Below are 21284 nucleotides of genomic sequence, written 5' to 3'. Positions count from 1 at the left end.
AATCGAATTTTCCATACTTATCTTCATAAAGTTCCAACATTTAATTTGCTGAATTCATTAGCCATGCAATTCAGTTCTCGGTCTAACTACTTTAAAGCTATCTTCTGTTTCTTCCATCTCGTAAATCTTTGCACGTGATTCAGGTGTACTAAATGGATGATGGATAATCAACATCCAAGTACCCGCAAAAGTTTTAAATAGCATTCCATGTCCACTGTCATCATCTACTAATGGTTCAAGTTGTTCCCAAGGCCCCTTTAACTGACCAGACTTCGACCTGGCAATTGTTTGGACATATCCTTCTTTGTTATAGCTTGACCAAAGCATAACAAGATGATTGCCTTTTGTACGGTATAATTGGCATCCATCAGAAACGTATACTGAAGGTTGCACACTGGGTACCCGTTCAGCATTGATCCATGGGGCATCGGATGCCTTGAAAAGATGTTGTGGCGGGCCAGTTACTGCGGACAAATCATTCTTTAAAGGAATGGCCTCAAATGTACCATCCACCACCTGAATCCATTCATGGCAATAGACCATCCACGGCTTTTGCTCCTCATCCACATACAATGTTCCATCTAATGTCATAAAATTTCTAGGTGTTATTGGTCCATCTGTTTTAAGTAATGTAAAGGGGCCTTCTGGTGAATCAGCTACAGCAATGCTTGTCCCCCGAAGATGATTAGTTTTCCATACCTCTGGTGGTTCCACCAATATTTGCTCTCTATTATGCAGGGTAACAAACAGATAATATTTCCCATTATACTGATGAACCTCTGGTGCCCATGTGCCATGCTGTGGGTGGGCCCATGTGCCATTAGGAATTGTAAAAACGACATAGGGGCCGTCCCAATCCAGTAAGTCTTTACTTTTATAAACTAGCACTCCATATCTATCTAAATCTGTTAATTCTGGAATTCCCGTTGTATATAAATAGTAAGTATTTGTTTTTTTATGCACCAATACATACGGATCATGTGCAGGAATATCGCGAAGTCGAAGTCCCTTCCTAGGATGAAAAGGATCAGACGCATTGTTATATGGCATGTAAGCATCTCCTACCAATTATTTTTGTCAATTCACACCTCTTATTGAAGTGAAATAGCAAATCTCGCAGTGCCATTTTTATTGGACCTTTTGAACATGCTCTATAGGAATTCATCAGACTACCGATTATTTCTTTGCTTTTTCTTCTTCAATCCGAACTAATTCCTCTTCATACTTTTCTCTCATAAGAGTATTTAAATCCATCTGATCACCGTCAATATATTCATATAAGGCATCATAAACTATGTCATCATTTTGATATTTAGATTTTTCCTCAAGCGGTTCCGCTACTGGAAGAGAGAAAAGTGCTTCCATATTCCGGCCCTCCCATAAATCTGGAGATAATTCTAAGGCTCTTTCTACTGCTGTACCATCGTCATAAAGATGGGCATATGGAACAGAGAGGGGACCACCTGTAAAAGTGTTATTCATTAGTTGCTCATCTGAATACCAGAAGTCAAAGACCTTCATTACTTCTTCTTTATATTCACTTGTAGAACTAATCCCCATTGCCCATCCACCGGCAGGAACACCATTTTCTGGCTCAGGATAGGTTGCGACATCCCAGCTTACATTTGATTCTTCCCCTGGGTGCATAAACCAATGTGCCGCCATGGCTAATTTTCCTTGTGCAAATAATTCTGGCCAACCCTCTTCTTCCCAATGCTCAGGAATATACGGGTTTCCTGGGATGGAGTAAACTTCCTTATACAATTCGAAGTAATTTCTAACCGTATCATTATTTGTCCATATCGGTTCATCCGTTTCTGGATCAACTAGATTACCTGCTGTCCAGGCAATAGGGGCCCCAGACTTTGGCATATATAAACCTTGATATTCCATTCCATTTCGTTCACCAGTTACCTTTCTTGCTAAGTCCACAACCTCTTCCCAGGTCATCCCATCTGCTGGATACTCAACACCAAACAGGTCAAAAATATCCTTATTATACATTAATGCAAAGCGATCGGAACTCATGGGCAGAACCCATAATTCTTCCCCAGAAAACTCCTGCCATTCAGCTAACTGATTAGGATTGAACCGCGAAATATCAAATCCTGTCTCTTCAATTATCTCCCGCATATCGTAGGTCATTTCAAGCTCACTCGCATGCTCAAGCCACCCTTGGTCCCAGAACCACAAAATATCCGGAGCCTTCCTTGCAGCAATCAATTCTTCTAAATCTCCCTCTACATGTTCAAATGTAATATAAGGAAACTTTTCTTCCGCTGGCTTGATAAACGCATCGATAAATGCTTCATCTTCAGCAAAATGAATCTTTAATGTGATTGGGTCAGGCTCACCATTGTTTGCTGAATCTGTCTTCGTTTTAGATGTACAAGCTGACAACACAGCGATGCCGAAAAGTAATATCCCAATAAATAGTATGTTGCGATGTCTTAAAATTAATTTCATAAAGATTCCCCCATTAATAGTCAATAATACTGCTTCTCCACTTAATGACACCGGTTTCAAAAAGTGAAAGAAAAAGGACCTTTTGATTAAACTATCAGCTAACAGTCAGAAGCAAGCGGTTTACCTTCATCTATAGCCTTCTTCTTGTAGCTCCCACAAAATTTTGTTTTATCATCCCCCTTAGAAATTGGTTTCAAAAATCTAACAACAAACATTATGTCTCTATTGAAACCGGTATCAATTTAAAGTATGCTAAATATTGGTACTTATAAAAATCTTACAACCCATCGCTATCATTTGTCAACGATAATTATTAGAAAAATTTAAATATACAAGGATTATAGAAACAGCTTCAGACCATCATGCAATAATGACTTCATAATTAAATAGATTCAGAGAGGGATTTTACATGACCCGTTATACAATAGCCACCAAATTAACGAATGAAATAGTAGAGGAAGCAGCAGAATATCGCGTTGAAAACAAGGTGGAACCAATTGATTTATTTGGATACAAAGAGTATCTCGAAACTGGTGAGCGTTTGGCTTTTGAACAGCAATATTTCGCTCGAAGAAAACAATTAAGTGTATTAGCTTTAGATGTTTTCCTTAGAAAAAGTGAGGAGAGTCTTCCACTATTGGAAGAGGTTATTTTTCAAATTTGTAATGAATATTCATGGGCACTTCCTGCACATATTCCGATTGTGAATCATAGTTTTAGTCGTGAAGGTAAAATTGTAATAGATCTATTTGCTGCTGAAACAGCGCAAACTCTCGCGGAGATTACCGAAGTTAATGGTGATCAACTTTCCGACTTTATTAAACAATTAGTTTCTGAAGAAATTGAATGTCGAGTCTTTACTCCATTTGAAGAGCAAGACTGGCATTGGGAGCGTTTAGAAAATAACTGGAGTTCCGTCATTGCCAGTTGCATCGGCCTAACAGCCTTGTCTGCTTTGCCCCTGCACTCTACAAGACAAAAACAGATTTTGCAACGGCTTGAAACATCCTTTGCTTATTATTTAAGAAGTTTTGCTGAAGATGGAGTATGTGCGGAAGGGGTAGGGTATTGGGCCTACGGATTTGGCTATTACTGTTATTTTGCAGAAAAATACACCCATTTATATCAGGACGATCGATATATAAATGATCCAAAAGTAAAGAGCATTGCTGCCTTCCCATTTTATGCCATGATTTCTAGGGATCAATATATTCCTTATTCCGATTCTACTAATCATTTGGTTTTGCCAAGTGGCTTGCTCTGTTACTGTGAAAGAACATTTGATGTGGCCATCCCGCCAGTGACTGAAACAAGCTCACTGTATGATGATCATTGTTACCGCTGGGCACCAATGTACCGGAATCTAATCTGGACAAAAGAAACAAGCCATTCCAATGTCGTATCCTGTAAACACTACCTTAAAGATGCTCAATGGGTGATCATTCGGAATTCAGAAAAAAAATTTGTTTTTTCTGCTAAAGGGGGAAGCAATCAGGAAAGCCATAATCATAATGATGTTGGACACTTTATCATTGGGGATGGTTGTGATTTATTTTTAACAGATTTAGGCTCTGGAGAATATACAAGAGATTACTTTGGAGAAAAACGTTATACATTTTTACCAAATCGAGCTCTCGGACATTCTTTACCGATTATTCAGGGGAAAGAACAAAAAGATGGGAACTTTCAGGCGAGAGAAAGCCATTTTCAGATGATTGATGAACATACCAGTACGTTCTCACTTGAGATGGCCGAAACATATCCTGATGTGGACGGATTGCAATTTTTCAAACGCAAATGGATTATAGATGAGCAACAGAAATATATTCTGTTAGAAGATAGGATGCAATTTGATACAGATGAACAGGGTATCATTACGGAGAATTTTGTCAGTCTCTTTAAACCATCGATACTGGACAATCAGATTGTTTTGCAAGGAAAGGACAATACATTCATTTTGCAATTCGATCAAAGTATCGATACACCGAAGATCATAGAAGAGATTTTTTCCAACCATCAGGGCGTACAAACAAAAGTTTATTTGATACAGCTTGAAAATAAGAAAACAACCAAGTTTTACATCCGGCGCTATTCATTTAGGCTACAAAAATTATGGGAATTTTCACCAAGACAATAGAAACTTCATTAGCTATACTTATTGTAGTGTTGGAATACACTAACTGGAGGTGCGCTGTGATAAAACATAAAAGTATTTTTTGCTCATCTATATTTTTATTGATAAGTGCATTAATCATGAATGCTGTATTAACGAATTATAATTATTTCCAAGGTTACACTGGTACAATTTTGAGCATCCCTATCTGGAATACGGGAGGGTACTTTGCCATCGGCCTTTACTTATTGTTTGCAGGTGTAATAGGGTTGGTTTTATTGCCGATATCATTAAAAGAAAAGAAAGTTAGACTTACGCTTATTGCAATCATCATATTTATTATCATTCCTCCAATATTAAAATAAATGGTTAAAAAAGTAACTCATCCTCACTCTCCATATCACTGGTAAGGGTGAGTTACTTTTTTCTTGTAACTTGGAATATTTTATCGAACTACTTTACTTCTTCCCTTCTAAATCAGCGACAATACTCGAGATCTTTTCTTCTGTTTCTCTCATATAGGTGTTTACATCAAGATCCGATTTTATGAGATCAACAAAGATACTATTGCGGTCAATCTCATTTTCAAATTCAGATCTTTCAATGGGGGCGGCAAATTCCTGAGCGAATAAAATATCATAATCCACATTTTCAAAGATTGGATCTGGTTCAACATCTTCTCTTAAACTTGGACTATCTAGCGGGAATCTCGAAACATCTCCGAAAATACTGTAATATTTTACAAGCTGATCATCTGATAACAAAAACTTCAATACTTCAAAAGCTGCCTCTTTATGTTCACTTGTGTTAGATAAACCGTACGTCCATGCTCCGCCCCCGGCAACTCCTGGATGATCTTCAAATTCGGGAATTGTCGTAATCCCCCAATTTTGGAAAGCTTCATTAGCTTCCTTCAGGGCATCTGAACTAAAGGGATGTGGTGTCATCGCAACGGCTTGATCTTGAACAAAAGCCTCCCAATTCGAATACCAATAAAAATGGTCTTCCCCCGTAAAATTTCCCGGAATCGCATAAATATCTGCCACATATTCCAATGCTGATCTCCATATCGGATTTGTAGTGATTTGTGATTCGTTTGTATCTGGATCTAACACAGGAGTATCTAGCGTCATAAATTGTCCTAAAAAAGCATCAGCAATATCCATTCCTCTATACTGAACACCATCACGCTCAAATGTTAATGTTCTAGCTAATTCGATTGCTTCTGGCCAAGTCATGCCTACTTCAGGGTAGGGTACTCCAACCATATCAAATATATCCTTGTTATAATACATCACGTTTCTAGGAGATTGAAATGGTAGGGCTTGAATGCCATTATTAATTGAAAACATGTGAATATGGTCAATATTCCCCTCAACAAAACGAGTCAGCTCATAACCAGATTGCTCTATCAAATCGGTCAAATCATAAGCCAATTCCAATTCTGTAAATAAACGAAATTCATTTGTTGTTAATGATACAATATCAGGGATCTGGTCCGTCAGAATCCATTCTTCTAAATTTTCTTGATCCCGGGGTTGCCCATCCACTCGTTCCATTGTAATATTTGGAAACTCTTCCTTTAAATCTTGAACAAACTCATTCCAATATTCATCCCCTTGATACCAGCCAATCGATAGAGTAACAGGCTCGTCAATGGTCACTGGATTTTCTTCATTTGAGTCATTCACATTGTCATTTTTACTAACTTTTTCGTTCGTGTTACTGCATGCATATAATACGAAACTACAAACAATGATCAACCCTACAAAGATCAAGGAGCTCCATCGATTTTTCCTTTCTCCCACAATCACTCTCAATACCCCCTCTTCAAGCTTGTAAAATCCCTTCAGCTCAACAATATAATCTAAATCTCATTCAATAGATGAGGGAATACAGGACATATCTGCCTCACCTGTATTCTCTCCTCCACTAATGGCTAAATATTTGATTTATTGCCGATTGATTTCGCTTCGTCATTTGTCTATTATTTTTTCCCTTTTTCATCCTTGATACGGTTAATTTCTTCGTCGTATTTTTGCCTTAAAAGGGTATTTAAATCAGTTTGGTCTTCAGTGACTAATTCGTATAACGCTCCATCGATCGTCCCGATTGCGCCTTCTTCATAATCAGAGATCACTTCTGGCGAATCCGCAACAGGAAGAGAGTATAGGGCATCCATATTGCGATTTTCCCAAATCTCTCCATCTCTCTCTAGCGCTTTTTCTAAGGCAGATCCATCCTCATATAGATGAAGAAACGGGACATAAAGAGGTCCTCTTATAAAGGTGTTGTTGAGTAGCTGTTCATCGGAATACCAAAGGTCAAATACCTTCATTATCTCTTCCTTATGTTCACTTGTTGCACTGATCCCCATTGCCCATCCTCTGGAAGGAACACCATTCTCCGGCTCTGGATAAGTTGCAATATCCCAATTTATATTTGCATCTGGATTTGGAGCACCGAAAAACTGGGCCACCATCGCTAATTTCCCTTGTTCAAATAACTCTACCCATCCTCCCTCTTCCCAATGCTCGGGAATATACGGGTTACCGGGAATGGAATAAGCTCGCTGATACGAGTTAAAGTATTCCCTAATCGTCCCGTTCTCCGTCCAAACCGGCTCGTCCGTCTCTGGATCAACAAGATTTCTGGCAGTCCAAAAAATGGGCGCTTCATGTTTTGGCATATATAACCCTTGATACTCTGTACCATTTCTTTCACCAGTTACTTTTTCCGCCAAATCAATCACTTCTTCCCAATTCATTCCATCTTTAGGATATTCAACACCAAATAAGTCAAAAATATCCTTATTATACATAAGTGCAAAACGACTTGTCATAATTGGAAGAGCCCAGGTCTCCCCATTTGCGGCCGCTTGCCATTCGGCTATATGATTAGGATCAAACCGAGAAATATCAAATGCGGATTGTTCAATCAGCTCTGTCATATCATAAGCTAGTCCATATTCCTCTGCTTCAGCATATCCCCCTTTATTCCAATGAAATAATATATCTGGAGTGCTTCCCGCCGCATTTAATTCTTCATAGCTTCCTTCCACATGTTCAAATGTAATATACGGAAATTTTTCTTCTGCAGGTTTAATAAATGAATTAATGAAATTCTCATCTTCTCCAAAATGGATCTTTAAGGTAATTGGCTCTGGTTCACCATCAGCTGATACCTTTTCCTTCTCCTTTGCTGTACATCCAGAAATAATTAACACACAACATAACAACAAACTAAATAGTAGAGAAATACGATTGCTAAATATTGATTTCATATGAACTACCTCCCTTTGATATTTTGATAAAACTTGGTATTGATTAATCGTCCTGTTTTTTTCACCTCCTTCGACTCGAAACCGCTTCCATTACTGAATTAAATTAGTCATAAAGAAACCGGTTCCAATTTATTCATAGAATTACTCCTCTTACCTATGTTTATTGCTCTACCCACTCGTGCCCCTTGTTTCTTTCATAATTCCCGGCATAATCGCTAGGAATGTTATCTGGGACAAAGATTTTTCAATTGGAATACATTAACTCTATATTTAACACCCATTAATGGTATTATTTTTTCCCTTTTTCATCCTTGATACGGTTGATTTCTTCGTCATATTTTTGTCTTAAAAGGGTATTTAAATCAGTTTGATCTTCAGTGACTAATTCGTATAACGCTTCATCAATCGTCCCGATTGCGCCTTCATCATACTCAGAAATCTTTTCTGGCGAATCCGCAGTAGGAAGAGAAAATAGTGCTTCCATATTACGATTTTCCCAAATCTCGCCCTCCCTCTCGTTCGCTTTATCTAAGGCAGCTCCATTTTCATATAGGTGAGGAAATGGAACATATAGAGGACCAGATATGAAGGTATTGTTAAGTAACTGTTCATCAGAAAACCAAAAATCAAACACCTTCATCGCTTCTTCCTTGTGTTCACTTGTTGCACTAATTCCCATAGCCCATCCTCTAGACGCAACACCATTCTCAGGTTCTGGATAGGTTGCAATATCCCAATTTATGTTTGCTTCTGGATTCGGAGGAGAGAAAAACTGGGCCACCATCGCTAATTTCCCTTGTTCAAATAACTCTACCCATCCTCCTTCTTCCCAATGTTCAGGAATATATGGGTTGCCAGGAATAGAATAAGCTCGCTGATATGAGTTAAAGTAATCCCTAATTGTTCCGTCCTCTGTCCAAACCGGCTCATCTGACTCTGGATCAACGAAATTTCCTGTAGTCCAAAAAATAGGTGCCTCATGTTTTGGCATATATAGTCCTTGATATTCCATACCATTTCTTTCACCAGTCACTTTTTCCGCTAAATCAATTACTTCTTCCCAATTCATTCCATCTTTAGGGTATTCAACGCCAAACGCATCAAAAACGTCCTTATTATACATAAGCGCCCAACGACTCGTCATGATCGGAAGAACCCATGTTTCTCCATGTGAAGCCGTTTGCCATTCTGCTAACTGATTAGGATCAAACCGAGAAATATCAAATCCAGATTGTTCAATTAGCTCTGTCATATCGTAGGCTAATCCGTACTCTTCTTGATCTGCTAATCCGCCTTTATTCCAATGAAACACTATGTCTGGAGTACTTCCAGCCGCATTTAATTCTTCATAGCTTCCTTCCACATGTTCAAATGTAATATACGGAAATTCCTCTTCCGCAGGTTTAATATAGGAATTAATAAAATTCTCATCTTCTCCAAAATGGATCTTTAAGGTAATTGGTTCTGGTTCACCATTAGCTGATACCTTTTCCTTCTCCTTTGCTGTACATCCAGAGAAAATTAACACACAACACAGTAGCAAACTAAATAGTAGAAAAATACGATTGCCAAATATTAATTTCATATGAATTCCCCCTTTAAAATTTTAATAAAGCTTTGTGTTGATTAAGCATCTTGCCCTTTTTCACCTCCTTCAACCGGAAACCGTTTCCAAATAAACATATAAGGAAACCGGTTTCAATTCAGCCGTAGAATTACTCCTTTCCTCTAAGTTTATTGTTCTTCCCACTTATAACTCTTAATTCTTTCATAATCTTCCATTGTAATCGTTAGAATCGTTCCATGTTTAAATCCATATGGAAAATTGAATGCCTGATCAGAGCGTACAAACTTCCCTTCTGCTAGACTATCAGCAATGAAAGGAACATAGCCTTGCCCTGCTCCAGGTACGCCATAATAATCAAGAAATAGACACCATTTTCCATCTTCCAGACGAACTGCTGTTGGCGCTTCATAAAGTCCAGACTCCAATACTTCCATGCTTCGATCAAATTCTTCAACTCGACTATATGGTCCATGAACATGATCTGCCTTCAAAAGTACAATCCTTGCTGGCTTATCTTCACTTTTTAAAAACATATAATACTTGCCATCTTCCTCATAAATTGCAGAATCAATCACACCACTGTCTTCTTTCCTGTACAGAAGCTGAGGGGCAGAAAAATCTTCAAAATTCTGCGTACGGCTGCAATATATGCCTTTCCAGCCAAAATTATTTTCTTTATGGGATGACGACCAGTGGAGAACATAGTCACCATGCTCTCGGTCGTAGATAATGTCTGGCGCCCACATACAACCAAAATCTTCATTTCCTATCTTTACAAGACGTTGCTCTGTCCAATTCACTAAATCCTCTGATTCCCATACAGAGAAGCATTTGCTTCCTTTTTTTGAGATTTCGTTCCAAGACTGGTGATACTGATTGCGCATACCATAGGCAAGGCTTAAGTCTGTTGCAAAGATATAATATTTTCCGCTCCTCTTACAGCGAGTGATTGTAAAATCCCGTACACCTTTATCTCCATAGTACGCCCATAAGAGCGGTCGACCTTTATTCACTTCTTCCCATTGGAAGCCATCTTTACTAATTCCAAAATACACCTGCTCCCCATCTGGACTAGTCTTCTCCCGAAAATGCACAAATAAATAAGCTTGCATTTATTTCTTCCTTTCTCTTATTTTTATAGAATTAATTTGAAGTTGAATATTCAGAATTTCTTTGAAAAGGTATCTGTTTTTCACCCCCACTTCCATTTATGTCTCTCTTTGAAGTGGGGGCATGTTATCCGTTGATTCGAAAATAAATACACCAACGAAATAATAATCTATTCTCACCGAATATTATGGCTTTTCAACATCGTAAAACGATTTCTTAATAAGTAGGCTTCTTTTAAACTTCTATTCATAAGGTTTTCCTCAATCCCTAATTGCTCAGGAGTGGTAGGCCCACCCAATTGTTCCATTAGCTTCGTTAGATATGTAGCATCAGGAAGGGATTCAATAATTTCTTCAACTTCAACCTTCTGGTCAAATTCGTTAGAGAGCAACTCTCCCTCTTGGTACCATTTTGGATAAAGAGAAGACAATAAAATGGTACTGACACCAACCTTTGCTCCATGCAAAACCTGTTGTCTTTTCTTCTGAAGGAATTCCATTTCCCAGTAATGGGATAGATGGTGTTCTCCACCAGAGGCAGGATGAGACTGCCCAAACATTAACATTGCTAATCCAGATTGAATAAGGGCATTCATTAAAATTTTCAGTCCCTCTTCTTCCCCCCTAGCAATTGTATCTACTGCGATTAGGCAATCGTCCAAAGCCGTTTTCGTTATTTCTGCTGCAAGTGAACAATATGGTTCCCCTCGCATTAGATGACCAAATTTCCAATCTGCTAAAGATGTAAATTTCGCCATCATATCGCCAACCCCGGCGGCAGTCATCTTTTTTGGAGCTGCCACTAATACCTCAATATCAGCGAATAAGGCGATGGGCGAGGCAGTTGGAAAGGTCTTCTTCACCCCTTTAATAATGAGGGGAGCGCCAAGTGAAGTAAAACCGTCGACAGAAGCCGCTGTTGGCAGCGAAATAAATGGTTTACCCGTCTTCGCTCCGCAAAACCTCGTAATATCATGGATCGTGCCAGACCCAACAGCTAACAAACAATCAATCTCAGCTTCAATTGCTAGTAAAGCTTGGACAAGTGCTTGTTCATCTGCGACCACATCGCCGATTTCATTTGGTTCGATCAAACAGATTCTATAGGTAAGCTCTAATTTTTCCAAGTATGTGACTACTTTCTCCCCTGCTGCTGTAAAAGTATTTTCATCCGCAATCATCAATACATTTTTATATCCTTTATCGGTTACAAACATAGAAAATTGATCATAAGCATCTGAATCCACAGTCATTTTCTCGATTGTAATAGGGGAGTGTGCGTGGGTACAGGAACAATTTTCATCCGCATGATTAACGAGTTCAATTACTTTTTCTGTCTTCATTGCAGTCATCCTTACATAAAAATTAGATTTTCTCTTTCATGGAAACAACATCTTCTAAGAATTAGGGGGCGGCCCCTAACCCTTATTGTTTTTATTTTTTCAAACGTATAACGTTCCAAGACAATTTTGGCAATGTCGCAGAAATATGACCATTATCGAGAATTGCATCTCCGTTAGTATGTGGGACAACTGCTTGTTTTATCGCAGTATTAACCTGTTTCAAATCATCATTTTCAAGCACAATATGCTCAACAATCTTATAGCCTGTAAAGTTACGAATATCGCAATCAAGCTGTAGACGTTCTTCAAGATCACGGTTCACAGCAAAGATCGTTAATTCCTCTTCTTCCTCGTTATAAACAGCCGTTGTGTCTAGTACCGGAACATCTGTAAAATCCTTACTATCATATTTTGGACTTGAAACGATTGGATTTAAAACTATTCCTCTTCCGTATTTAGATGCATGCATATAAGGATAAAAGATCGTTTGTTTCCAAGCTGATCCGCCATTTTCTGTCATAATAGGCGCAATAACATTGACTAGCTGGGCCATACAGGCAATCTTCACACGGTCTGCATGTTTTAATAGTGTAATCAGCATGGAACCAACTAATAAAGCATCTTCAAAATTATAAATATCCTCCAATTGAGATGGTGCAATCGACCATGGTTCAATTTTTTGATCAGCTGCATTGGAATGATACCAAACATTCCATTCATCAAAAGATAAATTGATGGTCTTTTTACTACGTTTTTTCGCTTTTATATAATCGGCAATTGAAATGACGGACTGGATAAAATCTTCCATTTCTAACGTTTTCGCTAAATAGTTGGCAACATCATTATCGTGATTTCCATAGTATTGGTGAAGGGAGATGAAATCGACTTGATCATAAGATAGATCAAGCACAGTCGCTTCCCAATCTGCAAAAGTTGGCATTGTTCGACTGGAACTCCCACATGCCACAAGTTCAATGGATGGATCCACAAGCTTCATCACTTTTCCAGCTTCATTAGCAATACGGCCATATTCTACTGCTGTTTTCTGGCCCATTTGCCATGGACCATCCATCTCATTTCCCAAACACCATGTTTTAATATTATGGGGATCCTGATAACCATGAGAGCGGCGCAAATCACTATAATATGTTCCTGATGGGTGATTGCAATACTCAACAAGATTCCTTGCTGCATCAGGTCCTCTAGTACCAAGGTTTACCGCCATGTTGACATCAGCATTGACAAGCTTAGCCCAGTCCACAAATTCATTTGTCCCAAGTTCATTTGTTTCGATTGTTCTCCAGGCTAGTTCTAGTCGATGGGGACGATCTTTTTTCGGACCTACACCATCTTCCCAATTGTAACCTGAAACAAAATTCCCCCCAGGGTAACGAACAAGTGGTACATCTAATTCCTTAACCAGCTCAATGACATCCTGCCGAAAGCCTTGCTCATTGGCTGCTGGATGCCCCGGCTCATAAATACCGCCATAAACTGCACGTCCCAAATGCTCAACAAAAGATCCGTAAATACGCTTATCCACTTCTGATACTTTAAAATCCTTCTCCACAATCATCTTTGCTTTCTTGCTACTCATCGCTTCTCTCCCTCTCTTTACTCTCGGATAGAGTTGATTTACTCTCGGATAGAGTTGATTTACTCTCGGATAGAGTTGATTTACTCTCGGATAGAGTTGATTTACTCTCGGATAGAGTTGATTTACTCTCGGATAGAGTTGATTTTTCAGGCGTGTGACACGCCTGAAAAATTTATGCTCCAATCCATTTAGATCCTGCAGGGCATGGGCATGTTCCACTTAATATTTTTGCTTTATATTGAACAAGACCTCCACTATATTTACAGGTTGTTCCGTATTGAAGGGCGGGGCATGTTTGACAATGCCGCAATCTTTCTTGATAGCTTTTTGGAGAGACCATTTTTATGCCTTTCTTTTCGGCATCCAGAAGCAGATCCTCCACAAGTTCATTTGAAACGATTACACTTTCCGTGCAGCCCTTACACAGTAATTTCACCATCGTCTTCTCCTATTCCAATGTTAAAACGGCCACAGACATAGCTGGTAGTTTAGCGGTAATGGCTTGACCATCAATCCTCACATCTGTCCATTCAACTGGTTTCACTTGTTCTGGCTGGTCAAAAGTGTTATGTGCATCTATCTCATCTGCAGTAAGAATTTTCCCACTCAGCTTGCTAGCGGATAAGTCAAGGCCACGCAAGTCTAGATTAAGATTTGCCCCGTTCTGGTGATCTAAGTTACATAGACTGATATGAACTTTCCCATCCTTATCCTTTGAAGCAGAAATACTCACCTGTGGTAAAGATTCATCCCCAAATTGATATTGATTAATTTGACCATCCACTTGTAGCAAGGAGGCATCATGATGCACTTTAAACATATCAAACACATGATAGGTTGGCGTAAGAAGCATCTTCTCTCCTTCTGTTAAAATCATCGCCTGCAGCACATTAACTGTTTGCGCGATATTGGTCATTTGGACACGTTCTGCATGTTCATGGAAGATATTAAAATGTAGGCCTGCCACAAGTGCATCACGAATTGAATTCTGTTGATAAAGGAAACCCGGATTTGTCCCAGGCTCAGGATCAAACCATGTTCCCCATTCATCAATGATCATACCGACTCTTTTCTGTGGATCATATTGATCCATAATAGCGCTATGTCTTGATATTAAAGTATCCATATGGTGGGCTTTTTTTAATGTAATAAACCACTGATCCTCTGGAAAGTCTGTTGCAGACCCTTTATGATGCCATTCACCAGGAACTGTATAATAATGAAGGCTTAATCCATCCATCATCCAATGGGCATTTTTCATCAACACTTCTGTCCAGCGATAATCGTCCACATTGGCTCCACCAGCGATCTTGTAAAGCCTGTTGTCTCCATAATTCCGCACATAAGTCTGATAACGGCGATAGAGATCTGCGTAATATTCAGGACGCATATTTCCACCACAGCCCCAGTTTTCATTCCCAACCCCAAAATATTTCAATTTCCATGGCTCGGGCTGGCCATTTTCTTTTCGCCAATCAGCCATTGGAGACTCTCCATCAAAGGTCATATATTCAACCCATTCGGACATTTCCTGAACGGTACCGCTTCCAACATTTCCACAAATATAAGGCTCTGCTCCAAGCATATCACAAAGCATCATAAACTCATGTGTGCCAAAATGGTTATTCTCAATCACACCACCCCAGTGCGTATTGACCATTCTTTTTCTATTTTCTCGCGGGCCAATTCCATCTTTCCAATGATATTCATCTGCAAAACAGCCTCCAGGCCAACGCAATACAGGAATTTGAATATTTTTCAATGCTTCAAGCACATCATTTCTAATCCCATTGGTATTTGGTATAGAAGAATCCTCTCCTACCCAAATTCCTTCATAGATTCCACGACCTAAGTGCTCTGCAAAATGACCATATATATTTTTATTAATCTTTGCTTTTTCTACATCAGTGTTAATGACAATTTTGTTATTCAAATTACAGCTCTCCCTTTTCCTGCTTTTTTATAATAATAGAATGGAGCCAATCTAGCCAAAATCCCTAACAAACAACTAGCATATTAGGCACGAGATTGATGACATCACGTCCTGTGACGTCATCAATCCTTAATAAGAAGCAAGTTTGGTTGTTTAAAAGACTGATTCCTGTAATTTTCACTTATAAAAAATTTCATTTAAGCGCAATTCATTTTCAAAGGCATGAGTATTCGTGTCGTTATTAATAAGGACTGATTCGATTCCTAGCAAATCAGCAAAATCCTTTAATTGCTCACTTGTCACCTGATATGAGTAGCAAGAATGATGGGCACCGCCAGCCATAATCCAATTTTCAGCTCCTTGTGACATGGAAGGCTGGAGCTTCCAAAGCACGCGAGCGACAGGCAGCTTCGGCATATCTTTTTCAATTTTTACAGCATCTACTTCATTAATGACTAACCGGAAACGATGACCAAGATCAATAATGGAAGCATTTAAGGCAGCCCCTTCATGCCCATTAAAGACCAGTCTTGCTGGATCTTCCTTCCCGCCAATTCCTAGTGGATGAACTTCAATCATTGGTTTCGCTTCAGCAATCGTTGGACAAACTTCAAGCATATGTGATCCAAGAACCATTTCATTGCCAGGTTCAAAATGATATGTGTAATCTTCCATAAAGGATGTATCTTTACCATCTGCTATAATTTTCATAAGGCGAACAAGAGCTGCGGTTTTCCAGTCCCCTTCGCCACCATAACCGTACCCTTGCTCCATCAAGCGTTGAGTGGCAAGTCCCGGAAGCTGATGCATTCCATGTAAATCTTCAAACGTATTAGAGAAAGCTGTATAACCGCCCTCTTCCAAAAAGCTCTTTAAAGCTACTTCCAATTTAGCTTGATAACGAATGGAATCTCGAACCGCTCCGTCTTGAAGCCCTTCTGGAACAATTGAATACTGTTCTGCATATTCATCCATAAGCTGATCAATATCTTGTTCAGATACAGCTTCAATTTTTTCAACTAAATCACCAACACCATATGCATCAACGGTCCAGCCCAGTTTGATTTGCGCTTCGACTTTATCTCCTTCAGTCACTGCAACATTACGCATATTGTCACCAAAACGGGCCACCTTCAATGTGTGACTCTCGGAAACTGCCACTGCCGTGCGCATCCAGCTTCCGATTCTCACACGTACTTCTTGATTTTCCCAATGTCCGACAACAACTTTTCGTTTAATATTCATGCGACTGCCGATAAAGCCAAATTCACGATCGCCATGTGCGGACTGATTTAGGTTCATGAAATCCATATCAATACTGTCCCAGGGGATATCCCGATTAAACTGTGTATGTAGATGTAGCAGTGGTTTTTTCAGTACATTCAAGCCTGCAATCCACATTTTTGCTGGTGAAAAGGTGTGCATCCAAGTAATAATTCCCGCACAGTTCTCATCTGCATTGGCCTCAAGAAACTTTCTACGAATGGAATCTGCTTCCTTGACAACCGATTTAAATACTAATTTATACGTGACCGCTGGATCCTGATCAAGACCTGCAACCATTTTTCGAGAATGTTCCTCCACCTGCTTTATAACATCCTCACCATATAGATTTTGACTACCTGTAACAAACCAAAACTCATAGTCTTTTACCTTTAACATAAACATTCACTCTCCTGTTAATATTCGACATGATCGCATTTATTTATCTCGAATTAATTGGCAATAAGACCCCCACTTCAAGAATTCGAGGTAAAAACAAGAATTGTAAGTGGGGAACAACTGCCAGTAAATCCCCGATTGGTTCAGGCCTGCTGGACGCAGGTCACAAAGGGGTTGCAACGTATAAGATGTACTAGTGCAAGACGAATCGACAGGACGTCGCGTTTGAGTCTGCCAACAGGGTATTGCGAATTTAGCCTTTGATCCTTACTAATCAGTGGGGGATGAAGTTTCACTTTATTTTTGCCCGTAGTAAGCATTTGGGCCATGTTTGCGTAAGTAGTGCTTATCTAATAAGTATTGGTCTAGTGGCTCGACATTTGGAGTGAGTTGGAATGAGTGCAAGGCCATTTTGGCTACTTTTTCCAACACCACAGCGTTATGAACGGCTTCATGGGCATCTTTTCCCCAATTAAAAGGGGCATGGCCGCCGACCAATACACCTGGCATCGCTATGGGATCTAATTGTAAGTTTTTGAACGTTTCAATAATGACATTTCCTGTTTCAAGCTCATACGCTTGTTCAATCTCTTGTTGTGATAAAGGGCGAGTCACTGGAATTTCTCCATAATAATAATCTGCATGCGTTGTACCCAGAGCAGGGATCGACCTTTTCGCTTGTGCCCAACTTGTCGCCCATGGAGAATGAGTATGAACAACTCCACCGATTTCTTTAAAAGCTTTATAGAGTGCTAGATGAGTAGGTGTATCAGAAGAAGGGCGTAAATCCCCTTCCACGATATTTCCTTCTAAATCCAAAACAACCAAATCATCAGCCTTTAATTCAGAATAAGCAACTCCACTCGGTTTTATAACGACAAGACCTTTTTCACGATCTATCCCACTAACATTTCCCCATGTAAATGTCACAAGGCCATATTCAGGTAATTGTAAGTTGGCTTCTAATACTTTTTGCTTTAATTCTGCAAGCATGCTTTCTCCTCCAATCCATCCTCTATCTCTATGTGATTTACATCAGGTTTTTTGCACATCCATTTAAAGACTCTGCTTTTTAATATTTTTCAGTCGCTTCATCACATCATTTTCACCACGACCAAAATAGTTATATAAAGTTTCATATTCTGAGTAAAGTTGTTCATAAACATTTACATTCTCGGAATTTGGTTTAAATGTTGTCTCTTTCACGCCTCCCATTTCTATAGCAGCATCAGTAATATCATCATACCCGCCACGGTCTTTTCCAGCGGCAACTGCGCCAAACATCGCTGAACCTAATGCAGGAGTTTGAGAAGAGGCAGAAATTTTGATTTCTGAGTTCAATACATCAGCATAAATTTGCATCATTAGCGTATTTTTCTCTGCAATCCCGCCACATGCATAGATTTCGTTTACCGGCACATCACTGTTACGGAAAGCTTCCACAATCGTCCGTGTTCCATAAGCAGTTGCTTCAATCAGGGCACGATAAATCTCCTCTGGTTTTGTTAAAAGTGTTGCCCCTAGCAATACGCCTGTTAAGTCCACATCTACAAGGGTGGAGCGATTTCCATTCCACCAATCTAACGCGAGAAGACCGCTTTCACCAGGTCGTAGTTTACTAGCTTTCTCTGTTAATAATTGATGGATATTGACTCCCTTTTCTTTCGCCTCTTTTTCATAAGCTTCTGGGACACAATTTTCAGTAAACCATTCAAAGTGGTCTCCAACACAGGATTGTCCTGCTTCATATCCCATTAATCCAGGTAATACACCGTCTTCAACTACTCCACACATACCAGGGACAATCTCTTCTTCTTCCCCTAGTAAAATATGACATGTGCTTGTTCCCATAATCATCAATAGTTTACCTGGTTCTGTAATCCCCACAGCCGGAATGGAAACATGGGCATCGACATTCGCTATTGCAACAGCAGTTCCTTGTTTTAGTCCTGTTAACGCAGCCGCTTCAGCTGTGATTTCTCCAGCCTTGGACCCAATAGAATAAATATCATTCGATAACTTCTCTTCAACCACATTTTCTAAACGCGGATCTAATGCTTTAAAGAATTCCTTTGAAGGATACCCTTTTTGCTTATGCCAAATCGCTTTATATCCCGCTGTACAACTATTCCGTTTGATTTCACCAGTTAACTGAGAAATGACCCAATCGGTTGCCTCGACAATTTGGTCTGCCTCCTCATAAATTTCAGGTGCCTCATTTAAAATCTGCCAAACCTTTGGAAAGACCCATTCTGAAGAGATTTTCCCACCATATCGCTTTAGAAAATCCTCTCCACGTTCCGCAGCAATCTCATTTAAACGATTTGCTTCCTCTTGTGCTGCATGATGCTTCCACAATTTTACATAGCTATGTGGATGTTCTTTATATTTCTCTAACATACAAAGAGGTGTGCCATCCCCTTTAACAGGCAGGACCGTACAAGCCGTAAAATCAATTCCAATTCCGATCACGTCCTCTGCTGCAACATTTGCTTTTGTTAACACAGACGGGATCGTCACTTGCAACACTTCCAAATAATCCTGCGGGTGCTGCAATGCCCAATCGTCTTCGAGCTTTATCTTATTCCCTGGTAAAAATTCATCCATGACACCATGGGTATATTCCTTAACAGAAGTTGCAATCTCGCGACCAGAGCCAATTTCAACTAGAACCGCCCGACCAGATTGGGTTCCATAATCTACACCAATCGAATATTTTGCCAATCTCCTCACCCTTACTATTAGATATTATGTTTTTTCAAATGATACACTTTTTAAACATAACTTGTACGTATAACTTATTTTTCATTTTATCATGTATAGATATTTTTTCAATACATAAGCAAACTTTTTTCTTTAAACTTGTATGCAACAGCCAAATGATTATCTTTCCTTTTCTGCTCATTTATGATACTTTATTTTCATGTAGGTGTGTGACACCCTACATTATTCTACAATTCACCTCATACATTTTCTTGTGGAAAATTGTCAGTACAATCAAGTGAAATTTAAAAATAAAGCTAGAACAGACAGAGAACCCCATGGAGGCAAAGATTTATGGCACAACCCGCGAAATATATAATGGTCATTAACAAAATTAAAGAATGGATAGAAGCAGGAAAGGTCAAACCTGGAGATAAAATTCACTCCGAAAATGAACTTTCTAAAATGTTCCAAGTAAGCAGACATACAATTAGACAAGCAATTGGGGAACTTGTTCATGAAGGGTTATTGTATCGAGAACAAGGGGCAGGAACATTTTGTGCAGAACAACCGGAGACTCTTTCTCCCTCCTTTCCCAAACCAACAAGTTCTGGTAAAAATATCGGGATTATTACAACCTACATCTCTGATTATATTTTTCCATCGATTATAAGGGGGATGGAATCCTACCTCACATCGAAAGGCTACTCCTTATTTATTTCTAGCACGAATAATGAAGTGGAAAAAGAAAAGCAATGTTTAGAGGCGATGTTGGAGCGGAATGTAGATGGACTTATTATCGAACCGACGAAAAGTAGTGGCTATAACCCCAATATTCCTTATTACTTAGAACTAGAACAAAAAAATGTTCCGTATTTAATGATTAACCAGTATTACTCCCAATTAAATCCTCCCTATATTTTAATGGATGACGAACAAGGTGGATTGATGGCAACAGAACATTTAATTGAACTTGGTCATAATAAAATTATTGGGATTTTTAAAACAGATGACTTACAGGGGATTTACCGAATGAAGGGGTTTATCAATGCTTTCCGTAATCATCAAATTCCGTTTCAAAATGATACGGTTATTTCCTATACAACCGAAGATTTACCAAATGTTTTTCAGGAAAAAATCGAAAATCTATTAGCTGATTCAGAACAAACTCCAACAGGGGTTGTTTGTTATAATGATGAAATTGCTCTAAAGATTATTCATATACTAAAAGAAAAAGGATACCGTGTTCCGGAGGACATCTCCATCATTGGTTATGATAACTCTGCCCTTGCAGAAGCATCAGAGGTGAAAATCACTTCGATTAACCATCCAAAGGCCCAATTAGGAATAGACGCAGCCAAGTGGATTGTCGAGGCCATTGAACACCCAGACACATTCGAAAAACAGAATGTGACGTATGAACCGGAATTAATTATTCGTGAGTCAACGAAAGCCATTTAACCGAAACAATCAAGGAAAGCGCAGGGCGCCCGCCTATCGGCGACAAG

16 protein-coding genes are annotated in these 21284 nt (G+C 39.2%); 3 read left to right on the top strand and 13 right to left on the bottom strand.

The genetic code is table 11. From position 1 onward, the window contains the following. Positions 1-57: 57 nt before the first annotated feature. Together KI375_RS05600 and KI375_RS05595 are read right to left on the bottom strand one after the other, a co-directional pair. On the bottom strand, positions 58-1050 hold the full coding sequence (locus KI375_RS05600) for a glycoside hydrolase family 43 protein (protein WP_212972546.1): 993 nt from the start codon (positions 1048-1050) through the stop codon (positions 58-60). A 126-nt stretch (positions 1051-1176) separates the two neighbouring features. Further along, positions 1177-2466, bottom strand: a complete 1290-nt coding sequence (locus tag KI375_RS05595) for an ABC transporter substrate-binding protein (protein ID WP_212972545.1) — start codon at positions 2464-2466, stop codon at positions 1177-1179. Between the two features lie 409 nt (positions 2467-2875). Between KI375_RS05595 and KI375_RS05590 the strand changes: the two genes are divergently transcribed. Both KI375_RS05590 and KI375_RS05585 read left to right on the top strand, forming a co-directional pair. Beyond that, complete coding sequence (locus KI375_RS05590; protein WP_212972544.1) at positions 2876-4603, top strand: heparinase II/III family protein; 1728 nt, start codon at positions 2876-2878, stop codon at positions 4601-4603. Between the two features lie 56 nt (positions 4604-4659). Then, entirely contained in the window at positions 4660-4944 is a 285-nt protein-coding gene (locus KI375_RS05585; protein ID WP_212972543.1) for a hypothetical protein, read from the top strand. A gap of 93 nt (positions 4945-5037) precedes the next feature. Here the strand turns inward: KI375_RS05585 and KI375_RS05580 are convergent, their stop codons facing one another. The 11 genes from KI375_RS05580 to araB all read right to left on the bottom strand — a co-directional run bounded on the left by KI375_RS05580 (position 5038) and on the right by araB (position 19797). After that, positions 5038-6393: an ABC transporter substrate-binding protein gene (locus tag KI375_RS05580; RefSeq protein WP_212972542.1), complete on the bottom strand. Its 1356-nt coding sequence runs from the start codon at positions 6391-6393 to the stop codon at positions 5038-5040. Between the two features lie 173 nt (positions 6394-6566). After that, a complete protein-coding gene (locus KI375_RS05575; RefSeq protein WP_212972541.1) occupies positions 6567-7862 on the bottom strand; it encodes an ABC transporter substrate-binding protein in 1296 nt (431 codons plus the stop codon). Positions 7863-8151: 289 nt separating this feature from the next. Beyond that, positions 8152-9447 carry an ABC transporter substrate-binding protein gene (locus KI375_RS05570; RefSeq protein ID WP_212972540.1) on the bottom strand — a complete coding sequence of 432 codons (1296 nt, stop codon included), beginning with the start codon at positions 9445-9447 and terminating at the stop codon, positions 8152-8154. Positions 9448-9596: 149 nt separating this feature from the next. Next, positions 9597-10541 carry a glycoside hydrolase family 43 protein gene (locus KI375_RS05565; RefSeq protein ID WP_212972539.1) on the bottom strand — a complete coding sequence of 315 codons (945 nt, stop codon included), beginning with the start codon at positions 10539-10541 and terminating at the stop codon, positions 9597-9599. A 173-nt stretch (positions 10542-10714) separates the two neighbouring features. Next, positions 10715-11881: a sn-glycerol-1-phosphate dehydrogenase gene (locus KI375_RS05560; protein WP_244852316.1), complete on the bottom strand. Its 1167-nt coding sequence runs from the start codon at positions 11879-11881 to the stop codon at positions 10715-10717. 91 nt (positions 11882-11972) lie between these two features. Next, complete coding sequence (arfA, locus tag KI375_RS05555; RefSeq protein WP_212972538.1) at positions 11973-13478, bottom strand: arabinosylfuranosidase ArfA; 1506 nt, start codon at positions 13476-13478, stop codon at positions 11973-11975. A 172-nt stretch (positions 13479-13650) separates the two neighbouring features. Beyond that, positions 13651-13917 (bottom strand): hypothetical protein, encoded by a 267-nt coding sequence (locus tag KI375_RS05550; protein WP_212972537.1) that lies wholly within the window; start codon positions 13915-13917, stop codon positions 13651-13653. Positions 13918-13926: 9 nt separating this feature from the next. Beyond that, positions 13927-15411 carry an alpha-N-arabinofuranosidase gene (locus tag KI375_RS05545; protein ID WP_212972536.1) on the bottom strand — a complete coding sequence of 495 codons (1485 nt, stop codon included), beginning with the start codon at positions 15409-15411 and terminating at the stop codon, positions 13927-13929. A 177-nt stretch (positions 15412-15588) separates the two neighbouring features. Further along, positions 15589-17073 carry an L-arabinose isomerase gene (gene araA / locus KI375_RS05540; protein ID WP_212972535.1) on the bottom strand — a complete coding sequence of 495 codons (1485 nt, stop codon included), beginning with the start codon at positions 17071-17073 and terminating at the stop codon, positions 15589-15591. Positions 17074-17370: 297 nt separating this feature from the next. After that, positions 17371-18066, bottom strand: a complete 696-nt coding sequence (gene araD, locus KI375_RS05535; RefSeq protein WP_212972534.1) for an L-ribulose-5-phosphate 4-epimerase — start codon at positions 18064-18066, stop codon at positions 17371-17373. Positions 18067-18129: 63 nt separating this feature from the next. Beyond that, complete coding sequence (gene araB, locus KI375_RS05530; protein ID WP_212972533.1) at positions 18130-19797, bottom strand: ribulokinase; 1668 nt, start codon at positions 19795-19797, stop codon at positions 18130-18132. A 333-nt stretch (positions 19798-20130) separates the two neighbouring features. Here araB and KI375_RS05525 point away from each other — a divergent pair, with 333 nt between their 5' ends. After that, positions 20131-21237 carry a GntR family transcriptional regulator gene (locus KI375_RS05525; RefSeq protein WP_212972532.1) on the top strand — a complete coding sequence of 369 codons (1107 nt, stop codon included), beginning with the start codon at positions 20131-20133 and terminating at the stop codon, positions 21235-21237. Positions 21238-21284 lie beyond the last annotated feature (47 nt).

The organism is Bacillus sp. J14TS2 (assembly GCF_018333015.1).
Taxonomy (GTDB): Bacteria; Bacillota; Bacilli; order Bacillales; family Bacillaceae_C; genus Lederbergia.
This window is presented reverse-complemented; position numbering and strand designations above follow the sequence as displayed.

Bases quoted from the DNA above. Each gene is read 5' to 3' on its own strand.
- KI375_RS05600 (WP_212972546.1), bottom strand. From the start codon at position 1,050: ATGCCATATAACAATGCGTCTGATCCTTTTCATCCTAGGAAGGGACTT.
- KI375_RS05595 (WP_212972545.1), bottom strand. From the start codon at position 2,466: ATGAAATTAATTTTAAGACATCGCAACATACTATTTATTGGGATATTA.
- KI375_RS05590 (WP_212972544.1), top strand. From the start codon at position 2,876: ATGACCCGTTATACAATAGCCACCAAATTAACGAATGAAATAGTAGAG.
- KI375_RS05575 (WP_212972541.1), bottom strand. From the start codon at position 7,862: ATGAAATCAATATTTAGCAATCGTATTTCTCTACTATTTAGTTTGTTG.
- KI375_RS05570 (WP_212972540.1), bottom strand. From the start codon at position 9,447: ATGAAATTAATATTTGGCAATCGTATTTTTCTACTATTTAGTTTGCTA.
- KI375_RS05565 (WP_212972539.1), bottom strand. From the start codon at position 10,541: ATGCAAGCTTATTTATTTGTGCATTTTCGGGAGAAGACTAGTCCAGAT.
- KI375_RS05560 (WP_244852316.1), bottom strand. From the start codon at position 11,881: ATGAAGACAGAAAAAGTAATTGAACTCGTTAATCATGCGGATGAAAAT.
- arfA (WP_212972538.1), bottom strand. From the start codon at position 13,478: ATGAGTAGCAAGAAAGCAAAGATGATTGTGGAGAAGGATTTTAAAGTA.
- KI375_RS05550 (WP_212972537.1), bottom strand. From the start codon at position 13,917: ATGGTGAAATTACTGTGTAAGGGCTGCACGGAAAGTGTAATCGTTTCA.
- araA (WP_212972535.1), bottom strand. From the start codon at position 17,073: ATGTTAAAGGTAAAAGACTATGAGTTTTGGTTTGTTACAGGTAGTCAA.
- araD (WP_212972534.1), bottom strand. From the start codon at position 18,066: ATGCTTGCAGAATTAAAGCAAAAAGTATTAGAAGCCAACTTACAATTA.
- KI375_RS05525 (WP_212972532.1), top strand. From the start codon at position 20,131: ATGGCACAACCCGCGAAATATATAATGGTCATTAACAAAATTAAAGAA.